The following is a 17,130-nucleotide window of genomic DNA, read 5'->3' on the forward strand; positions in this document are numbered from 1 at the left end:
GCCACGGCGAGGATGCTCACCACAATTCCTGCTGGGTGATCGCCAGCCGAGCTGCCTCCCGATACCCCAGCAATACGTTGTAATCCTCCAGTGCGGTTTCCTCGACCGTCACGATGCCCAGCGCCTCAGCCACCTCGGGCAGATTGGCCAGGGCGGCGTTCATCGCCGCTCGGATCGATTCCGGCTCCGGGCCCTGAAAGCCGGTGATGAACGGCAGGGTCGGCGCATTGGCGGTACGGGCCAGCACGCGCACGCCCGCCACCTCGCTCGGCGCATGCCGAGCCAGGTAGGCGAACGTCACGCTGTCGACGGCAGCCAGGTCGGCATGATCCAGAGCCACGTGAGCGATGCTTTGGCGGTGGCTGCCGGTCGCTTCCAGGTGCTTGAAGAATCGACCGTCGCGCACATGGGCAATGAGCGCGTGGCGCAACAGGTTCATGCCGCTGTTGGAGTCAATGCTGTTGTAGGCGCCGCGGCAGTCGAAGAACTCGGGAAGGGTCTGTCGTGGGTCATCATGGCGAACGATCAACAGGCTGCAGTGCTGTCCCGCCGATGCGTGGGGCAGCTTGAAACAAGGTCGGCCCACCACGCGGACCTGTTTCTTGAGCTCGGTGACCAGCGGGAAACCGCAGGTTTGCGCGAGCAGCAGTCGCGGATGCAGCCAGAGCTCGTGCAGGGAACCCTGCCAATTGTCCCGCCGCTGAATGTCCAGCAACTGCAGGGTTTCTTGCAGCCAGCGCTGGTAGGCGCTCCCGACGGCGGTGGGTGCGGGGTACATCGACAGTTCGGCGATCACTTCACGACTCATGTTCAGGCGCTGGCGCTGGCGCTGGCGCTGCGCGGGTGCAGGGGGCTGTCCACGGGGCGCACGGCATAGTTGCGGAACAGTTCGCTGTAGCCATTGACCAGAAAATGCCCACTGCGTTGCAGCCAGTCGGCCCGCCGCTCGCGGTAGACCCTGGGCAGGTAGTACCAAGGCAACCCCGGCAGGTCATGATGGACCAGGTGCAGATTGAGATTGAGGAACAGCCAGCGCCACGGCCAGCCCGCTTCGTTGAGCACCGAACGCTGCTCGGGGGCATCGGCGGGGCGATGTTCGTAATAGGAGCGGACCATGGACAACGCAAGTGCAAGCACGCTGGCCAGCAGGTAGTCGACCACCGGCACGCCGTGACGGGTGATGAACCAGAACAGTACCGCCACGCACGCCAGGTGGGTCGTCCACATCAGCCAGGCCTGCCTGTCACCGCGCACCAGCCGTGTGCACTGCTCTTTGGCCAGCCCGGCCAGCGCCAGAGCCGGGCCCACACCCAGACGGCCGATCAGGGTTTTGTTCAGCCAGTGCAACGCTTGCCCGAGCCCGGCGCTGCCCGACCAGGTCTGGGCATCGAGGTAGCGGCTTTCGGGATCGTGCTGCGGCACGGTGATGGTTTCATCACGGTGATGGGCCAGATGGCTGTCGCGATACAGCGTGTAGGGGTACCAGATGGCCAGCGGCGCGTAGCCCAGCAACTTGTTCACGGCGCGCCAGCGTGTGGGATGCCCGTGGAGCAGTTCATGCTGCAGCGACATCCACAGCGTGATGAGGGGGATCAATAGCAGCAGGGTCAGCACACGCCCGATGGAAGGGGTCAGAGTGATCACCGTCCACCAGCCGCCGGTGATGCCCAACAGCAACAGCCACGTAGGCCACTCGCTGCGCGCGGTCCAGGTGGCCTGCAATTGCAGGATGGAGTGTCGGTGATGGGTATCCAGGTAGTTAGGCATATGAAGTCACGCAACTGCTGATCGTTATGCGACCGACAGTAGCACTGACACTTATGTCTGGATAATCACCAAAGGCTCTCTAGAAAGCACTGAATGGAATAAATGATGAGTGCAAAGAATGGGCGTCGAAGTTACGCGGCTTCGCCCATTCTCAATGCTGCACCTTTCAAGTCCTGGATCGACAGTGCCAGAGCACCTGCCTGGTTTTCGATCAACAACACGTCATCGATCAGGTGGTCGATGTTCCGGCTGCGCAGGAACAGAGCGTGGCCGCTGAGCATCTGATACAGCATCTCCAGCTGGAGTGCGGCGTCTTGTACGTCAGCTTGCATTTCCTTGAGGTGGGTGGCGGCCATGAGCTGCTCCAAAGGCTCTATCGTTGTTTCGGCGTCCTGGCCAATCGATGAGCACGGCGTTCTGATAGGGATGTAACCAGTCTATCGGCCATGCCCCACTGAACTTCAATAGTATTTGTCGATGCTAGCGATAGGCTTCGCGCTTGATGGATCGCTTGGGATAGGCCAGCATCGAGGAACCGGGCCATCACGATGGCTATTCCCGTCAATGGAGGAATGTACCTGTGAGTGACGTCAGATACCGCCGCCTGGGCCGTCATGGTCTTCAGGTTTCCGAAATCACCCTGGGCACCATGATGTTCGGCGGCCAGACCGACGACGCCACTGCCAGGCGCATCGTCGACGATGCGCTGGAGCAGGGCATCAACGCCATCGACACGGCGAACAACTACAATGATGGTGCCTCGGAAATCACAGTGGGCAAGCTGATCGCCGGCCAGCGTTCGCGCTGGGTGCTGTCGAGCAAGTTCGTCAATCCCAACCCCGGTGTCCCGGGGCCGAACGGACGTGGGGCATCGCGGCACAGTGTGGTCGAGTCGGTGGAAGGCAGCCTGCGCCGGTTGCAGACCGACTATCTGGATCTGTATTACGTGCACCGCGAAGACCCGTTCACCCCCGTGGAGGAAACGGTGCGTGCCTTGGCCGATCTGATACGTGCCGGCAAGATCCGGGGTTACGGGTTGTCGAACCACAGCAGCTGGAAGCTTGCCGAATTCTGCCGTGTGGCAGACCTGCTGAACGTCGAGCGGCCCACCGTCAGCCAGCCGTTGTACAACCTGGCCAATCGGCAGATCGAGAGCGAGCATCTGCCGGCGGCCGAGCATTACGGCATCGGTGTGGTTTCCTACAGCCCATTGGCGCGCGGCGTGCTGACCGCCAAGTACGAGCCCGGAGCCGAGCCCGGCAGCGACACGCGGGCAGGACGCAGCGATCCGCGGCTGCACCAGACCGAATGGCGTCCCGAGTCGCTCGACCTGGCCCAGCGAATCAAGGATCACGCCCAGGCGCGAGGCATCACCTCGGGGCAGTTTGCCTTGGCGTGGGTGCTGAACAATCGGTTGATCAGCTCGACGATCGCCGGCCCGCGTACCGAGGCGCAATGGCGGGACTATGTGCCAGCGTTGCAGTACCGGTTCACCGAAGAAGACGAGGCGTTCGTCGATGGCCTGGTCGTGGCAGGCCACAGCTCGACGCCCGGGTACACCGACCCGAGCTACCCGGTGACGGGTCGCCGGGTTCAGTTCTGAGCCGCGATGCAGGCGATCGAAGGCCCGTGAACGGCAGTCGCTATCGTGCTGCCTGCCTGCGGATACCCATATAGGTAGCCCTGAGCATAGTGGCAGCCGTTTTCCGCCAGCCATTTGGGCAGGTAGGGTTGGTGGAAATCCTCGATGCCCTCGGCCGTCACCTTCATGTTCAGGCTGCGTGCCATTCCCAGGATGGCCTCGACCATGGGCAGATGGTCGATGTTTCCGGCTTCGAAGAAGGAACGGTCGATCTTGATCTTGTCGATGGACAGCCGAGTCAGATGATACAGGCCGGAGTAGCCGATCCCGAAGTCATCCAACGCGACGCTGATGCCATGCCCGTGCAGTTTGCTGAGGTTGCGCTGGGCTGCTTCCAGGTTGCCCACCAGCGCTTCTTCGGTGATCTCGACTTCGAATCGCTCGAACGGGAAGTTCTCCTGTTTGAGTTGGTCGAAGAGGTGATCCGGAAACAGCTCGTCGGTGATCATCGTCGCACTGACGTTCAGCGACAGATGCAGGTGGTCATCCCAGCGGCTGGCCGCTCGACAGGCTTGCCTGACCAGCGAGCGCGTCATTGCCGGAATCAGCCCCAGGCGCTCCAGGATCGGTATGAAATCCCCAGGCATGCCGGTGCTGCCATCGGGCTTCAGCCAGCGTGCAAGGACCTCGAAACCCACGACCTGCTGTGAGGGCAGGGTGACGATGGGCTGGAAGAACGGCACGATTTCTTCTCGGTCCACCGCGTGCTTGAGCGCCAGATCCAGATCGGCTTGAGCGCGCATCAGCCGCTCGTAATCGTTGTCGTAGAAATTGAACGTCGAGCGTCCGGTGTTCTTCCCCCGGTACATGGCGGTATCTGCGCAATGCAGCAGGGACGAGGCTTCCCTGGCGTCCATCCATGAACGGGAAATGCCGATGGTCGCGCCCAGGCGCCCGCACAGCGTAGCTTCGAGTACCGGCTCGCTCAGCCAGCGCACCGTCAGCTCGGCGATTTCGCTGAGTTCGCTTTCTTCCCGGTGGCCCTGGAACATCAGGCAGAATTCGTCCCCGCCCAGGCGCGCGGCCGTGCCCGCGTGGATTGCGGCAATGCCCTGCAGTCGATGAGCGATCTCCACCAACACGCTGTCTCCCGCCGAGTGACCGTGCTGATCGTTGATGGCCTTGAAATGGTCCAGGTCGATCAGCAAGATCGCCACGGGCCGACTTTCGTCCAAATGTTTATGCAGGACGTCCATGAATACGCGTCGATTGATCAGCCCACTGAGGGCGTCGTACTTGGCCAGGGTCTCGGTCTGCGCCTGGATGATTTGCAGGCGCCGATAGCTCGATTGCGTATTGACCACCAGGCGCTTGAGCACAACGGTGGGGAGGATCAGGGACAGCATCGAAAAGCCCGAGGCCGTCAGGACGAAGCGCCAGCGTTCGGCGTCTTCGAAATCACCGTCGTAGGGCAGGTTCAGCCAATGCATGACGGAGGCTTCGAGGTGGAATTCCCAGAGCATGGAAAGACCCACCACGGTAAGCAGACTGAGCAGCAGAAGCGTGGGCAGGCGGCACGGATTTCGGCGGTGTAGATCGGTCATGGTGGCCTCGCAGGGCCAGGTGGAGGATGGAGTGATGTCAGACAGCCATTATTCCATAAGTGTTCCCACCGCTGATCGGCATTCATGTGCATTTGGTCGCCACGAAACCGCACTGGCGAGTGGCAAGGCGTCGGCGACGAATGTCATTCAAGCTTCTATCGTCAGCGCCGATAGACCGCTCATAACGCCCATGACCTTTATGTAAAGCGCCGACTCTACGGCGCTTTCGGTCGACCTGACAGGACTCTCGTATGACGTGGCTGCGCGATGCAAAGTTATCTTCCAAATTGATCGCAGCCTTCGGGTTGTGTGCGCTCATCACTCTGGGCGTCGGCCTGCTGGGCAGTCGAGGCGTCAGCCAGTTGTCGGACAGTCTCAAGCTGGTGTTCTCCAACAACCTGGTGTCGGTTTCCAAGACGGCCGAAGCCAAGAGCAAGGCGATTGCCCAGCTCAAGGATCTGTATGCGCTGATAGCCGCTCACGCGGAGAACGATGCGCAGGGTGTCAAGGACACCATCCGCCAGGCCATGACCACCAACCAGGCGGACAGCGAGAAGGCCTTCGCGATCTATCGCAAGACGCCGCTGGCGGACGACGAGCGTGCCGCTGGCGACCAGATGGAACGTGATTGGCCAATCTATCAGGCGCAGATCCAGAAAGTGCTGACCGTCCTCGATTCCGGCAACGTCCAGGGAGCGCGCGCGCTGATGTCGGGCGAGATCCAGCAGGCCTATCGTACGGTCATGGACGAGTTGACCATCATGGTCGAGTCGAACAACCGGCAGATCGGCGAAGGCGCACGTGACGCCGAAGAGCAGGAACAGGCGGCAATCACCGTGCTGTACATCGGCATCGCCTTGGCCTTCCTGGCTGCCCTGGCACTCGGGCTGTTCATCAGCCGCTTGATCAGCCGCCCCATCGCCACAGCAGTGGCCAGCGCTCAGTTGATCGCCAAGGGTGACCTGACCCATACCATCGGCAGCGCTGCGCGCGACGAGACCGGGCAGTTGCTGACGGCGCTGGGCGAGATGCAGGAAGGCCTCAAGGCGACCATTCACCAGATCGCCGATGCTTCGAACCAGCTCGCTTCGGCTGCGGAAGAACTGAATGCGGTCACCGAAGACGGCAGTCGCGGGCTGCTGCGCCAGAACGACGAGATTCAGCAGGCGGCCACGGCCGTTACCGAGATGACTTCGGCGGTGGAAGAAGTCGCACGCAATGCCATTTCCACCTCCGAAGCTTCGAAGACCGCCAGCAGCCAGGCCACCGACGGTCTTGTGCAGGCGCGCAATGCCGTGGATGCGGTGAACAACGCCACGGTCGAGATCCAGTCGTCGACCACCATCGTCGAAGACCTAGCGGTACAGGTACGCGATATCGGCAAGGTGCTCGATGTGATCCGCGGGATCGCCGAGCAGACCAACCTGTTGGCCCTCAACGCGGCCATCGAAGCGGCCCGTGCCGGCGAGCAGGGACGCGGTTTCGCCGTGGTTGCCGACGAAGTCCGGGCCCTGGCGGCACGGACCCAGTCTTCGACGGGCGAAATCGAAAGCATGATCGGGGCGGTACGTTCGCGTGCGGATCAGGCGGTGGCGGCCATGGGCAAGAGTCAGGGGCTGGTGGGCGATACCCAGGTGCTGGCCAAGGCCACCGGGGAGGCGTTGCAATCCATCGCCACCGGGATCGCGCAGATCAATGACCGCAACGTGGTGATCGCCAGTGCCTGCGAAGAGCAGGCCCACGTGGCCCGCGAAGTGGACCGCAACCTGATCAACATTCAGGACCTGTCCACGCAGACCGCAGCCGGTGCCCATCAGACCAGCGCATCGACCCAGGATCTGTCACGCCTGGCCACCTCGTTCAATGATCTGGTGAGCCGCTTCCGTCTGTAAAATGTTCGAAATGGTTCAACGGGCTCGGCAAATGATCACGGTAACCCGTACAATACAGATGGGACGCATTCGCGTCTTTCATCCAGTACGGAGTTACATGCGTGGTCAAGTCGTTGAATCGGGCCCCTTCGTGGGTGCTGTTGTGCTCAGTCCTGCCTGGCCTGGCCATCGCAGCCACAGAGCTGCCTTCCAGTGTCATCCAGGCCACCGGCGAAGCTGACGGCGCCGACAGCTACACCCAGGCCCGCGGGGAAACGGCGAGCAAGAGCGCCACGCAGAATCGCGACGAAGCGCAAACCGTCAATGCGGTCACCGCCAGGACGCTGGACGACTATCAGGTCAAGGACCTCAATGACGCCATGCGTTTCGTCAGCGGCGTCACCCAGACCAACACCCTGGGTGGGACCAAGGATGCGCTGATCAAGCGCGGCTTTGGCAGCAACGACGACAACTCCATCCTGCGCGACGGTATCCGCTCGGCCATCGGCCGCAACCTGGGCGCGACCACCGATCATGTCGAGGTGCTCAAGGGCCCGGCGTCGCTGATGTATGGCGCACTGGAACCGGGCGGGGTCATCAACGTCGTCAGCAAGCAGCCCCAGTTCACCCGCAGCACGACCCTCAGCGCCTCGGGTTTCAGCGAGGGCGGCGGTTCGCTGTCGGTGGACACCACCGGCCCGCTGGGTGACACCGATCTGGCCTACCGACTGGTGGCTGAGCGCAGTCATGAGGATTACTGGCGCAATTACGGGACCGACGAACATACGCTGATCGCGCCGTCGATCGCCTGGGTCGGCGAGCGCGCCAGCGCCTCGCTGGCCTACACCTACAACGACTATGCCAGTCCCTTCGATCGCGGCACCGTGTTCGTCGGCGGGCGGCCGGCCGACATCAGCTACCGTGACCGCCTCGACGAGCGCTGGGCCAAGACGGTCGGCATCAGCCAGAGCACCACCGCCAAGTTCGAGTACCAGTTGAGCGATGCCTGGCGCAGCCGCCTGACCTACGGCTGGACCGAGGACCGTTACAGCCTCGCCATCGCCCAGCCCAATACCCTCAACGGCAACACGCTGCGACGCATCGCCAATGGCGGCCATTACGACTATGAAAGCCGTTATACCGCGCTGGATCTGATCGGCGATCAGCAGCTGTTCGGCCAGCGCCACGAAATCGTGGTGGGCGTGGACAACGAGTCGCTGGACAAATACCGCGGCAAGACCTACCGCAACGCCAACACCGCCGCCGGCAACATCGACATCCGCAACCCCGTTTATGGCCGTCTGGCCGAACCGACCACGGTCAGTGCGGCGCAGAGCAATGCCGAGAACAACCTGGTCACCACCTCGTTGTACTTCAAGGACAACTGGCACTTGAACGACCGCTGGATCCTGGTGTTCGGTGGCCGTCAGGCGCATTGGGACCAGTACAGCGACCAGGGTCTGGGCCGCTCGTACGCACCCGGCGCGGACTCCAATGGCGATGAATTCATTCCGTTCGGCGGGATCGTCTACCAGCCCAGTGACACAGTGGCGCTGTATGCCAACTACAGCCGCTCCTTTGTGCCCAACGACGCCGACGACGCGGGCAACAGCTTCAAGCCGACCGAGGGTCGCAGCTATGAGGCGGGGATCAAGTACACCCCGAGCGCGGCGTTGAACGTCAACCTGGCGGTCTATGACATCGAGAAGAAGAACCTGGTCAACAGCGTGCTGCAGAGCAATGGCGACAGCCTCGATGAGGCCGTCGGCAAGGCACGCTCACGGGGTATCGAGCTGGATGTGACCGGCGAGATCGCCCAGGACTGGAGCATGATCGGCACCTACGCCTACAGCCATACCGAAGTGCTGAAGAACGCAGAAGCGCCCGAGCAGGAGGGCAATCGTCTGCCCAATGCGCCGATGCACACCGCCAGCCTGTACCTGACCCACCATCTGGCCTTGCCGGCGCAGACCGGTCAGTGGCATGTGGGCGCCGGTGCGCGTTACGTGGGCGAGCGGCCGGGTGACAACGCCAACAGCTTCTGGATGGACAGCTACACCCTGGCAGACGCCTTCGTACGTTGGGATCTGCCGACGCGTGGGTACGAGACGCGCCTGCAGTTGAACATCGACAACCTGTTCAACAAGCAGTATTACCCATCGACCACCGGCAGCAGCGCGTTGCAGGTGGAAGAGGGTGCGTTGCGCACGGCGCGGCTCACGGCCAGCGTAAAGTTCTGAAAGACGCCTTCCGGTTAGCCCTCACAGCAGCCACAACGCTGCGATCAGGGCCGGGGGCATGACCACCGCCCCCAGCTTGAGAAAGGCCCAGGCGCTGATTTGCACCCCTTCGCGGCGTACCGCGATCAACCACAGCAAGGTCGCCAGGGAGCCGGTGACCGACAGGTTGGGGCCCAGGTCCACGCCGACCACCAGCGCCCCGGTGACATTGGGCGGCAGATGGCCCAGCTCGTTGATGGATCCGCTGAGCAGGCCGACCGGCAGGTTGTTGCCGATATTGCAGGCTATGGCGACCAGTATTCCAGCCCACCAATGAGCCTGTTCCGGCGCCTGCTTCGCCGCCTGCTCCAGCCAACTGGCGAGGTGTGCGGTCACCCCGGTCTGACCGATGCCTTCCACCAGCACGAACAGCCCGGCCACCAATGGCAGCACGCCCCAGGCCACGCCCTTGCAGACCGGCCAGGGATTGCTGCGCTTGTACAGGTGCACCACCGCAAGGGTGGCGAAGGCCGCCAGGAAGGTCGGCAAGCCCAAGGCTTCGTCCAGCGCCGATACGGTCAGCAGCACCACGGCCGTGACGCCCAGCCCGGCGGCGGTGAGTCGTGCGCCCATACTCAGGTGGGGCAGTTCTTCGATCAGTTCCAGACGCTGCTGCAAATGCCGTCGCTGAGTCAGGCGCAGCACCAGGTAGGTCATGCCGATGGCCGCCAGCGACGGCAGGCTGAACATGGCCAGCCACTCCAGCAACGGCGGCATGTGCTCGCCGAATATCACCAGATTGGCTGGGTTGGAAATCGGCAGCACGAAGCTGGCGGCATTGGCGATGAACGCACAAACGAACAGATACGGTAGCGGGTTGACCTTGGCTGCCCGTGTGGCTGCATACACCGCCGGTGTCAGCACCACGGCCGTGGCGTCATTGGACAGAAAGATGGTCACCAGCGTGCCCACCGCAAACACCAGATCGAACAGTCGTTGCGCGCTGCCACGGGCCTGGCGGGCGGCAACGGTCGCCAGCCAGTCGAACAGCCCTTCGCGTCGGGCCAGTTCGGCCAGCAGCATCATGCCCACCAAGAACAGGTAGACATCGGCGCCTTTGAGCACTGCGGCCAGAGCCGCCGACCAGGCGATCAGACCACCTGCGACCAACCCGATCGCAGCTGCCAGTGCCCAGACGTATTCGGGAATCCGCAGGGGTCGGGTGATGATGCCCAAGGTGGCGAAGAGGCTGACGCCCCAGATGATCAGACTGGCGTGGGGCAAGGTACGGCTTCCTCTTCGGTGTCGCGGCGCAGGGTTTCAGGCATGGCGGTGAGCAGCAGGAGGAAGGCCGCGCCGGCGACGCCAGCCAGGGTGAGGAAGGCTGCACTGTAGCCGGCTTCCTGCACGACGAAACCGGCCAGACCGTTACTCAGTGCGGCACCCAGGCCGAATGCGGTGGTCAGCGCGCCCAGGCTGACATTGAAGCGCCCGGTGCCGTGGGTGAGGTCTTTGACGACCAGTGGAAACAGTGCGCCGAACAGGCCGGCACCGATGCCGTCGAGCAGTTGCACGCCGACCAGCCAGTAAGGGTCATTGGAAAACGTATAGAGCACGCCGCGAATCGGCAGAATCAGGAAGCCGGCCAGCAGCAACGGCTTGCGGCCCCATTGATCGGCCCGCGCGCCCACCAGCAGGGCGGCAGGGACCATCACCAGTTGCGCGGCGACGATACAGGCCGACGTCAGCGGCGTGGCCATGCTCAGGTCGATCTGTGACAGCTTCTGACTGACCAGCGGCAGCATGGCCGCATTGGCCAGGTGGAACAGCGCACAGCTGACCGCGAATACCAGCAGCGCGCGGTTGCCGAGCAGCACTTTGAAACCTGAGGGTTGGTCGTGCCCGTCCTGGTGATGCGCTTCCAGCCCGCGCGCGACGTCGTGATCGATGGCGTCCGCTTTCACGCAGCTCACCGCCACCACGCTCGCCAGCGCCATGGCGGCCATGAGATAGAACACCGCGACCGGTCCGAACAGGTAGGCAAAACCACCCGCGAGCAGGGCCGCGAAAGCGTTGCCGGCATGGTTGAAGGTTTCGTTGCGCCCGGTACGGCGGGTGAACGCTTTCGGGCCGGTGATGCCCAGGGAAATGGCGGCGATGGCCGGTGCGAACACCGAGCCTGCGATGGCGCCCAGTGCCTGGGTGGCGGCGACCAGGCCGAACGAGGTAATGAATGGCAGGACTACGCAGCTGGCAGTGACCAGCAGGGCGGCGGCCACGACCACCGCGCGCTTGCGTCGGGTCCTGTCGATCAGCGCGCCCGCCGGTGTCTGGGTCAGCAGTGCCGCCAGACCCGCCAGGGTCATGACTAGGCCGATGCTGCCAGGATCCCATTTGTGCACGGCCAGCAGGTAGATCGCCAGATACGGCCCGAGCCCGTCACGGACATCGGCCAGGAAGAAATTCAGGCCGTCGAGAGACAGCGCGTTACGCCGCGAAGTGGCAGATGTGGCCAAGGCAGTGGTCTCGGATGAGGGCAGACAGGTACAGAACTGAGTGGGCGAAACGGGCGTAAGTTCCAGACGCAGCGGCGCGACCGCGTGAAGATTTTTCTAGCCGACTCGAGGCCTTAGAAAGATCGCCACCACGGCCGGTAGGGCGAAGGCGAAAAGGGCGCCTGTGACCCCCACGGCATCCAGAGTTGCACCGAACAGCGGAGCGCCGGTTGCCTGTCCCAGCGCCAGGCACAGGAACGGGAATCCCAGGCCCAGGTCCGGTCGATCCGGGAGCAGGGCGATGCCCTGGATCAGGTAGGTGCCGGACGACACGATATAGGCAGCCCCGAATACGCCCATTGCCACGAAGCCGAAGGCGAGGCTGTATCCGCTTGCCGCCAGGGTCAGGATCGCCGCAACGATGCCCAGCAGCGAAAAGGCGTGGACCCGTGCCGTACCGAAACGCTCGATCAATACACCGGTGGCCGCGCCGCTGACACCGGCAGCCCCCAGTACGATCCAGGCCCAGGCGATGCCGGTGTCGCTCAGGCCAAAGGTGCCGCGCAGAATGTCGGCGCCGAACGTCCAGATGGCGGTGCTCGAGAGGCCCATGGCGAAGGCGCTGGCGCAGAGCACTGCCAGCCCGGGGCGACGCAGGATCTGCAGCGAGAAGCCCGCAGTGGTTTCGCTGCTCCGCGCCTTCGGCAGGGCGAACCACAGCCATAGCGTGACTGCGGCGCCGATCAGGGCGAAGAGGGCATACAGTTCACGCCATGCGCTCTCCGTCATGGCCGCTGCCGCGCCTGAGAAGACGATGCCAGCGGCCGTGCCGGCGTTGATCGCGGCATTCGCTTTCGCCCGGCCTTCATCGACGAAGTGCGCGGCGACCGCGCTCGCCAGCGGTGGAGACGTCAAGCCGGTGCTCAGCCCCGCCAATGCAACGCCTGCACCCATCATCCAGGCCGACGAGGCGACCACGATGCACGCCATGCCAGCCGTGGCGGTCAGGCCGGCGAAAGCGGCGAGGGTGCGTGGGGTGAAGCTCGCACTGCAGACGAAGGTCAGGACGATACCGACGCAGTAAGCGGCAAAGGCACCGCTGCCGATCCAGCCAGCGGCGGTCGCGTCCAGCGCCAGCTCCGCGCGGATCTGCGGCAGCAACAGGCCATAGGCGAAGCGCGCCAGCCCATATGAAAGCGCGGTGAGGGCGAAAGCGGCCGCGACCAGATTGAGGCCGCGCTTCATGACCGAGCGGCTTTGGCACACGCCATCAGGGTCAAAGCAGCTTGTCTGGCCTGATCGATGACTGCCGGGCCGGCGACGGTGGCCGCAGCCGTGGCGCCTTCGAACAGTATCCAGACCTGCAGGGCCAGCGCGGTCTCTTCACGGCCGAGATCGGTGTGCACGCGCGCGGCAATCTCGGCATGGAACTGCGCTTTCTGCTGTTGCACCAACGCGACGATGGCCTCGTTGGCCTGGGCGTATTCGCTGCGCGCGCGCAGCAGCATGCAGCCGCTGGCACCCCGGGCGTTCACCCAATGCGCCAGCGTATCGAACAGGGATGCGATCGCCTCGCCGTCTGCACGCTCGCTGGCCAGTTGGGCCATGAATTGCTGATGGCGGTCTTCGAGCACGGCCATCACCAGACCGTCACGGGAGCCGAAGTGCTTGTAGAGGGTTCGCGTTGAAGCGCCGGAGGGCGCGAGGACCTGGTCGATGCCAACGCCACGCAGGCCCTGGGTTTCGAAGGTACGGGCGGCACTGGCGAGAATTTCGGTTCGTTTGTCCATGAATTAAGTGTAAAGCGATCGTTTTACCTGTCAAGTGCGTGATACAGTTGCAGGCTTCATAAGTTTGATAGCATTTCGCTATTATTTTTCAGTGAAATTGCAATTGGTTTCTGGATCGGTGGCGCCGTAAAGTCCGCCACGTCGGCGTGATCGCAGTTCAGCATCGCGCACCTATTCAGTCCTCGCCGGGACTACTGCCGAGCCTCCCATGAAAAGACCCTTGTCCCTGGCCACGCGCATAGCCCTGAGCTTCGCAGCCATCCTTGCCTTGTTGATCATGATCACTGCCATCGGCATTCAACGGGTCGCCTTCATCGACTCGACATTGAGTGACGTCAGCGAAAATGCCGCCAAGATCCAGCGCTACGCCATCAATTTCCGCGGCAGTGTGCACAACCGGGCCATCGCGATCCGTGATGCGGTGCTGGTGGACAACGACCGTGACCTGGAAAAACACCTGGCGGAAGTGGCCACCTTGGAAAAGGCTTACATCGACTCGGCCGCGCCGATGGATCAGCTCTACGACAAGGCCTCCGTGACGCCCCAAGAGCGCGAGTTGTTGGGTGCGATCAAAAGCATCGAGCGCCAGACCCTTGACTCCAGCCGTACCCTGATCGACCTGCGCCGCTCCGGTGATATCCAGGGCGCGCAGGCCTTGCTGCTGCGCCAGACCTCGGCCGACTACAGCGAATGGCTCAAACGCATCAATGCGCTGATCGATTACGAGGAGGCCTCGATCAAGTCCAAGCTGGGCGCAGTGCAGGCCACAGCCAGTCAGTTCAGCACGCTGATGCTGGTGGCGACCGGCATCGCGCTGTTGCTGAGCATCGTGCTGTCGATCGTGATCATTCGCTTCGTCAAGTCGACACTAGGCGCCGAGCCGGCCGAAGTGGCTCTGGCCATCGAGCAACTGGCGGCGGGCAACCTCAACCAGACCATCGTCACCCAGCACCCCGGCAGCGTCATGGGCGTGTTGAAGACCGCGCTGGGCCACTTGGCCGAAACCATCGAGCAGGTGCGCACTGCAGCGCGGGAGGTCAATCACTCCTCTGCACAGCTGTCCGCCACCTCGACGTCCAACGACGCGCACATCCGCCTGCAGACCCGCGAGGCAGAGCAGGTGGCCACGGCCATCACCCAGATGGCCGCGACCGTGAGTGAAGTGTCCGGTTACGCCGCCCAGGCTGCGGATGCGTCACGGCTGGCGGATGTCGAAGTGGAAAGCGGCAACCGGCTGGTGGCCAGCACCACCCAGGCCATCGAGCAACTGGCGGTGACCTTGGAACAGACCACCGACACCGTCGACCAGGTCTCGCGTCACAGCGAAAAGATCGAGTCGGTCATCGATGTGATCAATTCGATCGCCGCGCAGACCAACCTGCTGGCCCTCAATGCCGCGATCGAAGCCGCTCGCGCCGGCGAGCATGGTCGTGGCTTCGCGGTGGTCGCCGACGAAGTGCGTTCACTGGCCAACCGCACTCAGCAGTCCACCGAAGAAATCCGCGAGATGATCAGCACCCTGCAGTCGGGTACCGAAGCGGCGGCGCAGACCATGCGCAGCAGCTGTGAACTGGTCGGGCAGACCGTCACCCAGACCCGCAGTGCCCAGGACGCCCTGGCCAAGATCAGCGAGCAGGTGGGCGCGATCAACCTGATGAACGCGCAGATCGCCAGTGCTTCGGTGCAACAGAGCGCGGTGGCCGACGATGTCTCGCAGAACATCACACGGATCCACGGCTCGACGGTGCAGTCGGCGACCGGCTCGCAACAGGTCGCCACCGCCAGCACCGAGCTGGCACGACTGGCCGATCGACTGTCGCAGAAGGTAGCGTTCTTCGGCGCGGTCTAGACGGACGAAGGGCAGTGGAACGCTTTGCGCGAAGCCGTATACAGTTTGGGGAAAGGCTGCCGATACATCCTATGCAGCCTCGTTTCGAGTGATTCCCCTTGCGACTGACCATCGGGCAACGACCACAGTGATGACCCATTTCGCTCCACCTTTGCCAGACAACGAGCGTGAGCGCGTTCGGCGTGTTGCCGACCTGTGCTACCGCGACGCGGTCGACGACGAGGTGCTGGACCGGATCGTTGCCCTGGCCGTGGAGGTGTTCGACACGCCGATCGCGCTCATCTCCATTCTCGAAGAACAGCAGCAATGGTTCCGGGCCAAGATCGGCATCAGTGCGACTTCCACATCGCGAGACGTCTCGTTCTGCGGCCACACCATTCTGGTCGATGACTTCTTCGAAATTCCGGATACCCACCTCGATCCACGCTTCCGGCACAACGAACTGGTCACCGGTGCACCGGGCATCCGCTATTACGCCGGCGTTCCGTTGCTGACCCACGACGGCCTCGCCCTGGGCAGCCTGTGCGTCATCGACCAGAAACCGCGCCCGCCGATGTCGGCGGCTCAGCTGGCCAGCCTGCATCATCTGTCCCAGCTGGTGGTGCTGCGGCTGCACGACCTGCGTGCCGCGTCGTTTATCGACCGGCCCACGCGCCTGATGAACCGCATCCGTCTGGAAGAAGACATTCACCGCCACCTCAGTCAGCGCGAAGAGCCGCTGCTGATCGCGGTGGATTTCCTCTCGCCCGGCTTCGTCAACGATATCGTCAAGGCACTGGGCTATTCGTTTTCCCAGCACCTGGTCAGTGAAATCAGCCGCCGGGTGGCCAGCCTGATAGGGCCTGAGTGCGTGCTCTATCGAATCGGCCTCACGCGCTTCGCGTTCATCAAGCCGCGGGACGAGTGCCTGTCGACCTTGTACGAAAAGTTTTCCACGGCCTTCGCCCTGCCGGTCGAGCACGACGGCATTCCCATTCGCGCCCAGATCGGCATGGGCGCGCTGGAACTCGACCGCCATACCATCGACGACCGCGACTGGGTCCGCCTCGTGGTCAGCGCTGCCGATTACGCACGCGACCGGGGCATTGGCTGGGCCAGGTACCAGGCCGAGCTGGACATCGCCCAGCAGCGTGCCTTCGTGTTGCTCAGTTCGCTGTCCTATGCCCTGGAAGAGTCCGAGCAACTGGGGCTGGTGTTCCAGCCGCGCATCGATTTCGCCAGCGGACGCTGCTGTGCGGTCGAGGCGTTGCTGCGCTGGACCCATCCGACCCTGGGCCCGATCGGGCCGGATGAGTTCGTGCCGCTCGCGGAAAAGACCGATCTGATCCGTCTGTTGAGCGTCTGGGTGGTCGAGGCGGCCATCCAGCAGACGCGGCAGTGGCGAGATGCCGGGTACGACTTCAAGGTGGCGATCAACGTCAGCCCCTGTGACCTCGAGGGGCCGGCCTTCACCGACCGGCTGATCCAGGCGCTCATACGCCATGGTGTTGAGGCCACGACGCTGGAGATCGAGTTCACCGAGGGCGCGCTGATCAAAAATCCCGCCGAATGCCGCAACCAGCTGACGCGCCTGCGGGCACTGGGCGTCGAGATTTCCATCGATGACTTCGGCACCGGTTACAGCAACTGGACCTACCTGCGCGAATTGCCGGCCACCTCGGTGAAGCTGGACCGTTCACTGATCAAGGACATCCAGAACGAGGAACGGGACCGGCGCCTGGTCATCACGCTCATCGACCTGGCCCAGCGCCTGGGCTACAAGGTCGTGGCCGAAGGTATCGAAAACCAGACCAATTTCGACGCGGTGAAAAGCTGGGGTTGCGACGAGGGGCAGGGGTACTTCATCGCCATGCCGATGCCCGCCGAAGAGCTGGTCACGTGGATCCAGAACCAGGCCATTGTTGGCAAAGCCATCCATTGCGACCCACCTGGCGGTCATTAAGTGGCAGAATC

The 17,130-nt window shown here is 63.2% G+C and carries 13 protein-coding genes and 2 pseudogenes; 7 read left to right on the forward strand and 8 right to left on the reverse strand.

The genetic code is table 11. The features are described 5' to 3' along the window. Nucleotides 1-16 precede the first annotated feature (16 nt). From AC788_RS03315 to AC788_RS03325, 3 genes are all read right to left on the reverse strand, one after another. Complete coding sequence (locus AC788_RS03315) at nucleotides 17-808, reverse strand: phosphate/phosphite/phosphonate ABC transporter substrate-binding protein (protein ID WP_049859190.1); 792 nt, start codon at nucleotides 806-808, stop codon at nucleotides 17-19. 2 nt (nucleotides 809-810) lie between these two features. Further along, a complete protein-coding gene (locus tag AC788_RS03320; RefSeq protein ID WP_049859191.1) occupies nucleotides 811-1,767 on the reverse strand; it encodes a fatty acid desaturase in 957 nt (318 codons plus the stop codon). Between the two features lie 131 nt (nucleotides 1,768-1,898). After that, on the reverse strand, nucleotides 1,899-2,123 hold the full coding sequence (locus tag AC788_RS03325; RefSeq protein ID WP_049859192.1) for a hypothetical protein: 225 nt from the start codon (nucleotides 2,121-2,123) through the stop codon (nucleotides 1,899-1,901). A 224-nt stretch (nucleotides 2,124-2,347) separates the two neighbouring features. Between AC788_RS03325 and AC788_RS03330 the strand changes: the two genes are divergently transcribed. Further along, complete coding sequence (locus AC788_RS03330; RefSeq protein WP_082223553.1) at nucleotides 2,348-3,370, forward strand: aldo/keto reductase; 1,023 nt, start codon at nucleotides 2,348-2,350, stop codon at nucleotides 3,368-3,370. Here the strand turns inward: AC788_RS03330 and AC788_RS03335 are convergent. Further along, on the reverse strand, nucleotides 3,361-4,953 hold the full coding sequence (locus AC788_RS03335; RefSeq protein ID WP_049859193.1) for a putative bifunctional diguanylate cyclase/phosphodiesterase: 1,593 nt from the start codon (nucleotides 4,951-4,953) through the stop codon (nucleotides 3,361-3,363). The two genes, AC788_RS03330 and AC788_RS03335, sit on opposite strands and share 10 nt — an antisense overlap. 251 nt (nucleotides 4,954-5,204) lie before the next feature. Between AC788_RS03335 and AC788_RS22140 the strand changes: the two are divergent. From AC788_RS22140 to AC788_RS03345, 3 genes and pseudogenes are all read left to right on the forward strand, one after another. Beyond that, nucleotides 5,205-5,987: pseudogene (locus AC788_RS22140) on the forward strand (MCP four helix bundle domain-containing protein); the annotation flags it as partial. Continuing rightward, nucleotides 5,982-6,845, forward strand: coding sequence for a methyl-accepting chemotaxis protein (locus AC788_RS22145; protein WP_442965529.1), 864 nt, complete (start codon nucleotides 5,982-5,984; stop codon nucleotides 6,843-6,845). The pseudogene AC788_RS22140 and the gene AC788_RS22145, both read left to right, overlap by 6 nt. Before the next feature lie 134 nt (nucleotides 6,846-6,979). Next, on the forward strand, nucleotides 6,980-9,064 hold the full coding sequence (locus AC788_RS03345; RefSeq protein WP_442965530.1) for a TonB-dependent siderophore receptor: 2,085 nt from the start codon (nucleotides 6,980-6,982) through the stop codon (nucleotides 9,062-9,064). A 21-nt stretch (nucleotides 9,065-9,085) separates the two neighbouring features. Here AC788_RS03345 and AC788_RS03350 read toward each other — a convergent pair whose 3' ends face one another. The 4 genes from AC788_RS03350 to AC788_RS03365 form a co-directional block, all read right to left on the reverse strand. Further along, complete coding sequence (locus tag AC788_RS03350; RefSeq protein ID WP_049859196.1) at nucleotides 9,086-10,327, reverse strand: arsenic transporter; 1,242 nt, start codon at nucleotides 10,325-10,327, stop codon at nucleotides 9,086-9,088. Further along, complete coding sequence (locus AC788_RS03355; protein WP_049859197.1) at nucleotides 10,309-11,559, reverse strand: MFS transporter; 1,251 nt, start codon at nucleotides 11,557-11,559, stop codon at nucleotides 10,309-10,311. The genes AC788_RS03350 and AC788_RS03355 overlap by 19 nt, the downstream gene beginning before the upstream one ends. A 96-nt stretch (nucleotides 11,560-11,655) precedes the next feature. Beyond that, on the reverse strand, nucleotides 11,656-12,783 hold the full coding sequence (locus AC788_RS03360) for an MFS transporter (protein ID WP_049859198.1): 1,128 nt from the start codon (nucleotides 12,781-12,783) through the stop codon (nucleotides 11,656-11,658). Continuing rightward, nucleotides 12,780-13,328: a TetR/AcrR family transcriptional regulator gene (locus tag AC788_RS03365; protein ID WP_049859199.1), complete on the reverse strand. Its 549-nt coding sequence runs from the start codon at nucleotides 13,326-13,328 to the stop codon at nucleotides 12,780-12,782. The genes AC788_RS03360 and AC788_RS03365 overlap by 4 nt, the downstream gene beginning before the upstream one ends. Before the next feature lie 208 nt (nucleotides 13,329-13,536). Between AC788_RS03365 and AC788_RS22150 the strand changes: the two are divergent. The 3 genes and pseudogenes from AC788_RS22150 to AC788_RS03375 all read left to right on the forward strand — a co-directional run. After that, nucleotides 13,537-14,046, forward strand: a pseudogene (locus AC788_RS22150) (MCP four helix bundle domain-containing protein); the annotation flags it as partial. Nucleotides 14,047-14,469: 423 nt separating this feature from the next. Next, nucleotides 14,470-15,177, forward strand: coding sequence for a methyl-accepting chemotaxis protein (locus AC788_RS22155; protein ID WP_414705007.1), 708 nt, complete (start codon nucleotides 14,470-14,472; stop codon nucleotides 15,175-15,177). A gap of 130 nt (nucleotides 15,178-15,307) precedes the next feature. Continuing rightward, the gene (locus AC788_RS03375) at nucleotides 15,308-17,119 is read left to right on the forward strand and encodes a putative bifunctional diguanylate cyclase/phosphodiesterase (protein ID WP_049859201.1); all 1,812 of its coding nucleotides are present in this window, start codon (nucleotides 15,308-15,310) and stop codon (nucleotides 17,117-17,119) included. Nucleotides 17,120-17,130: the final 11 nt, after the last annotated feature.

The sequence above is a fragment of the Pseudomonas sp. RIT-PI-a genome, assembly GCF_001187875.1.
GTDB classification, from domain to species: domain Bacteria; phylum Pseudomonadota; class Gammaproteobacteria; order Pseudomonadales; family Pseudomonadaceae; genus Aquipseudomonas; species Aquipseudomonas coleopterorum.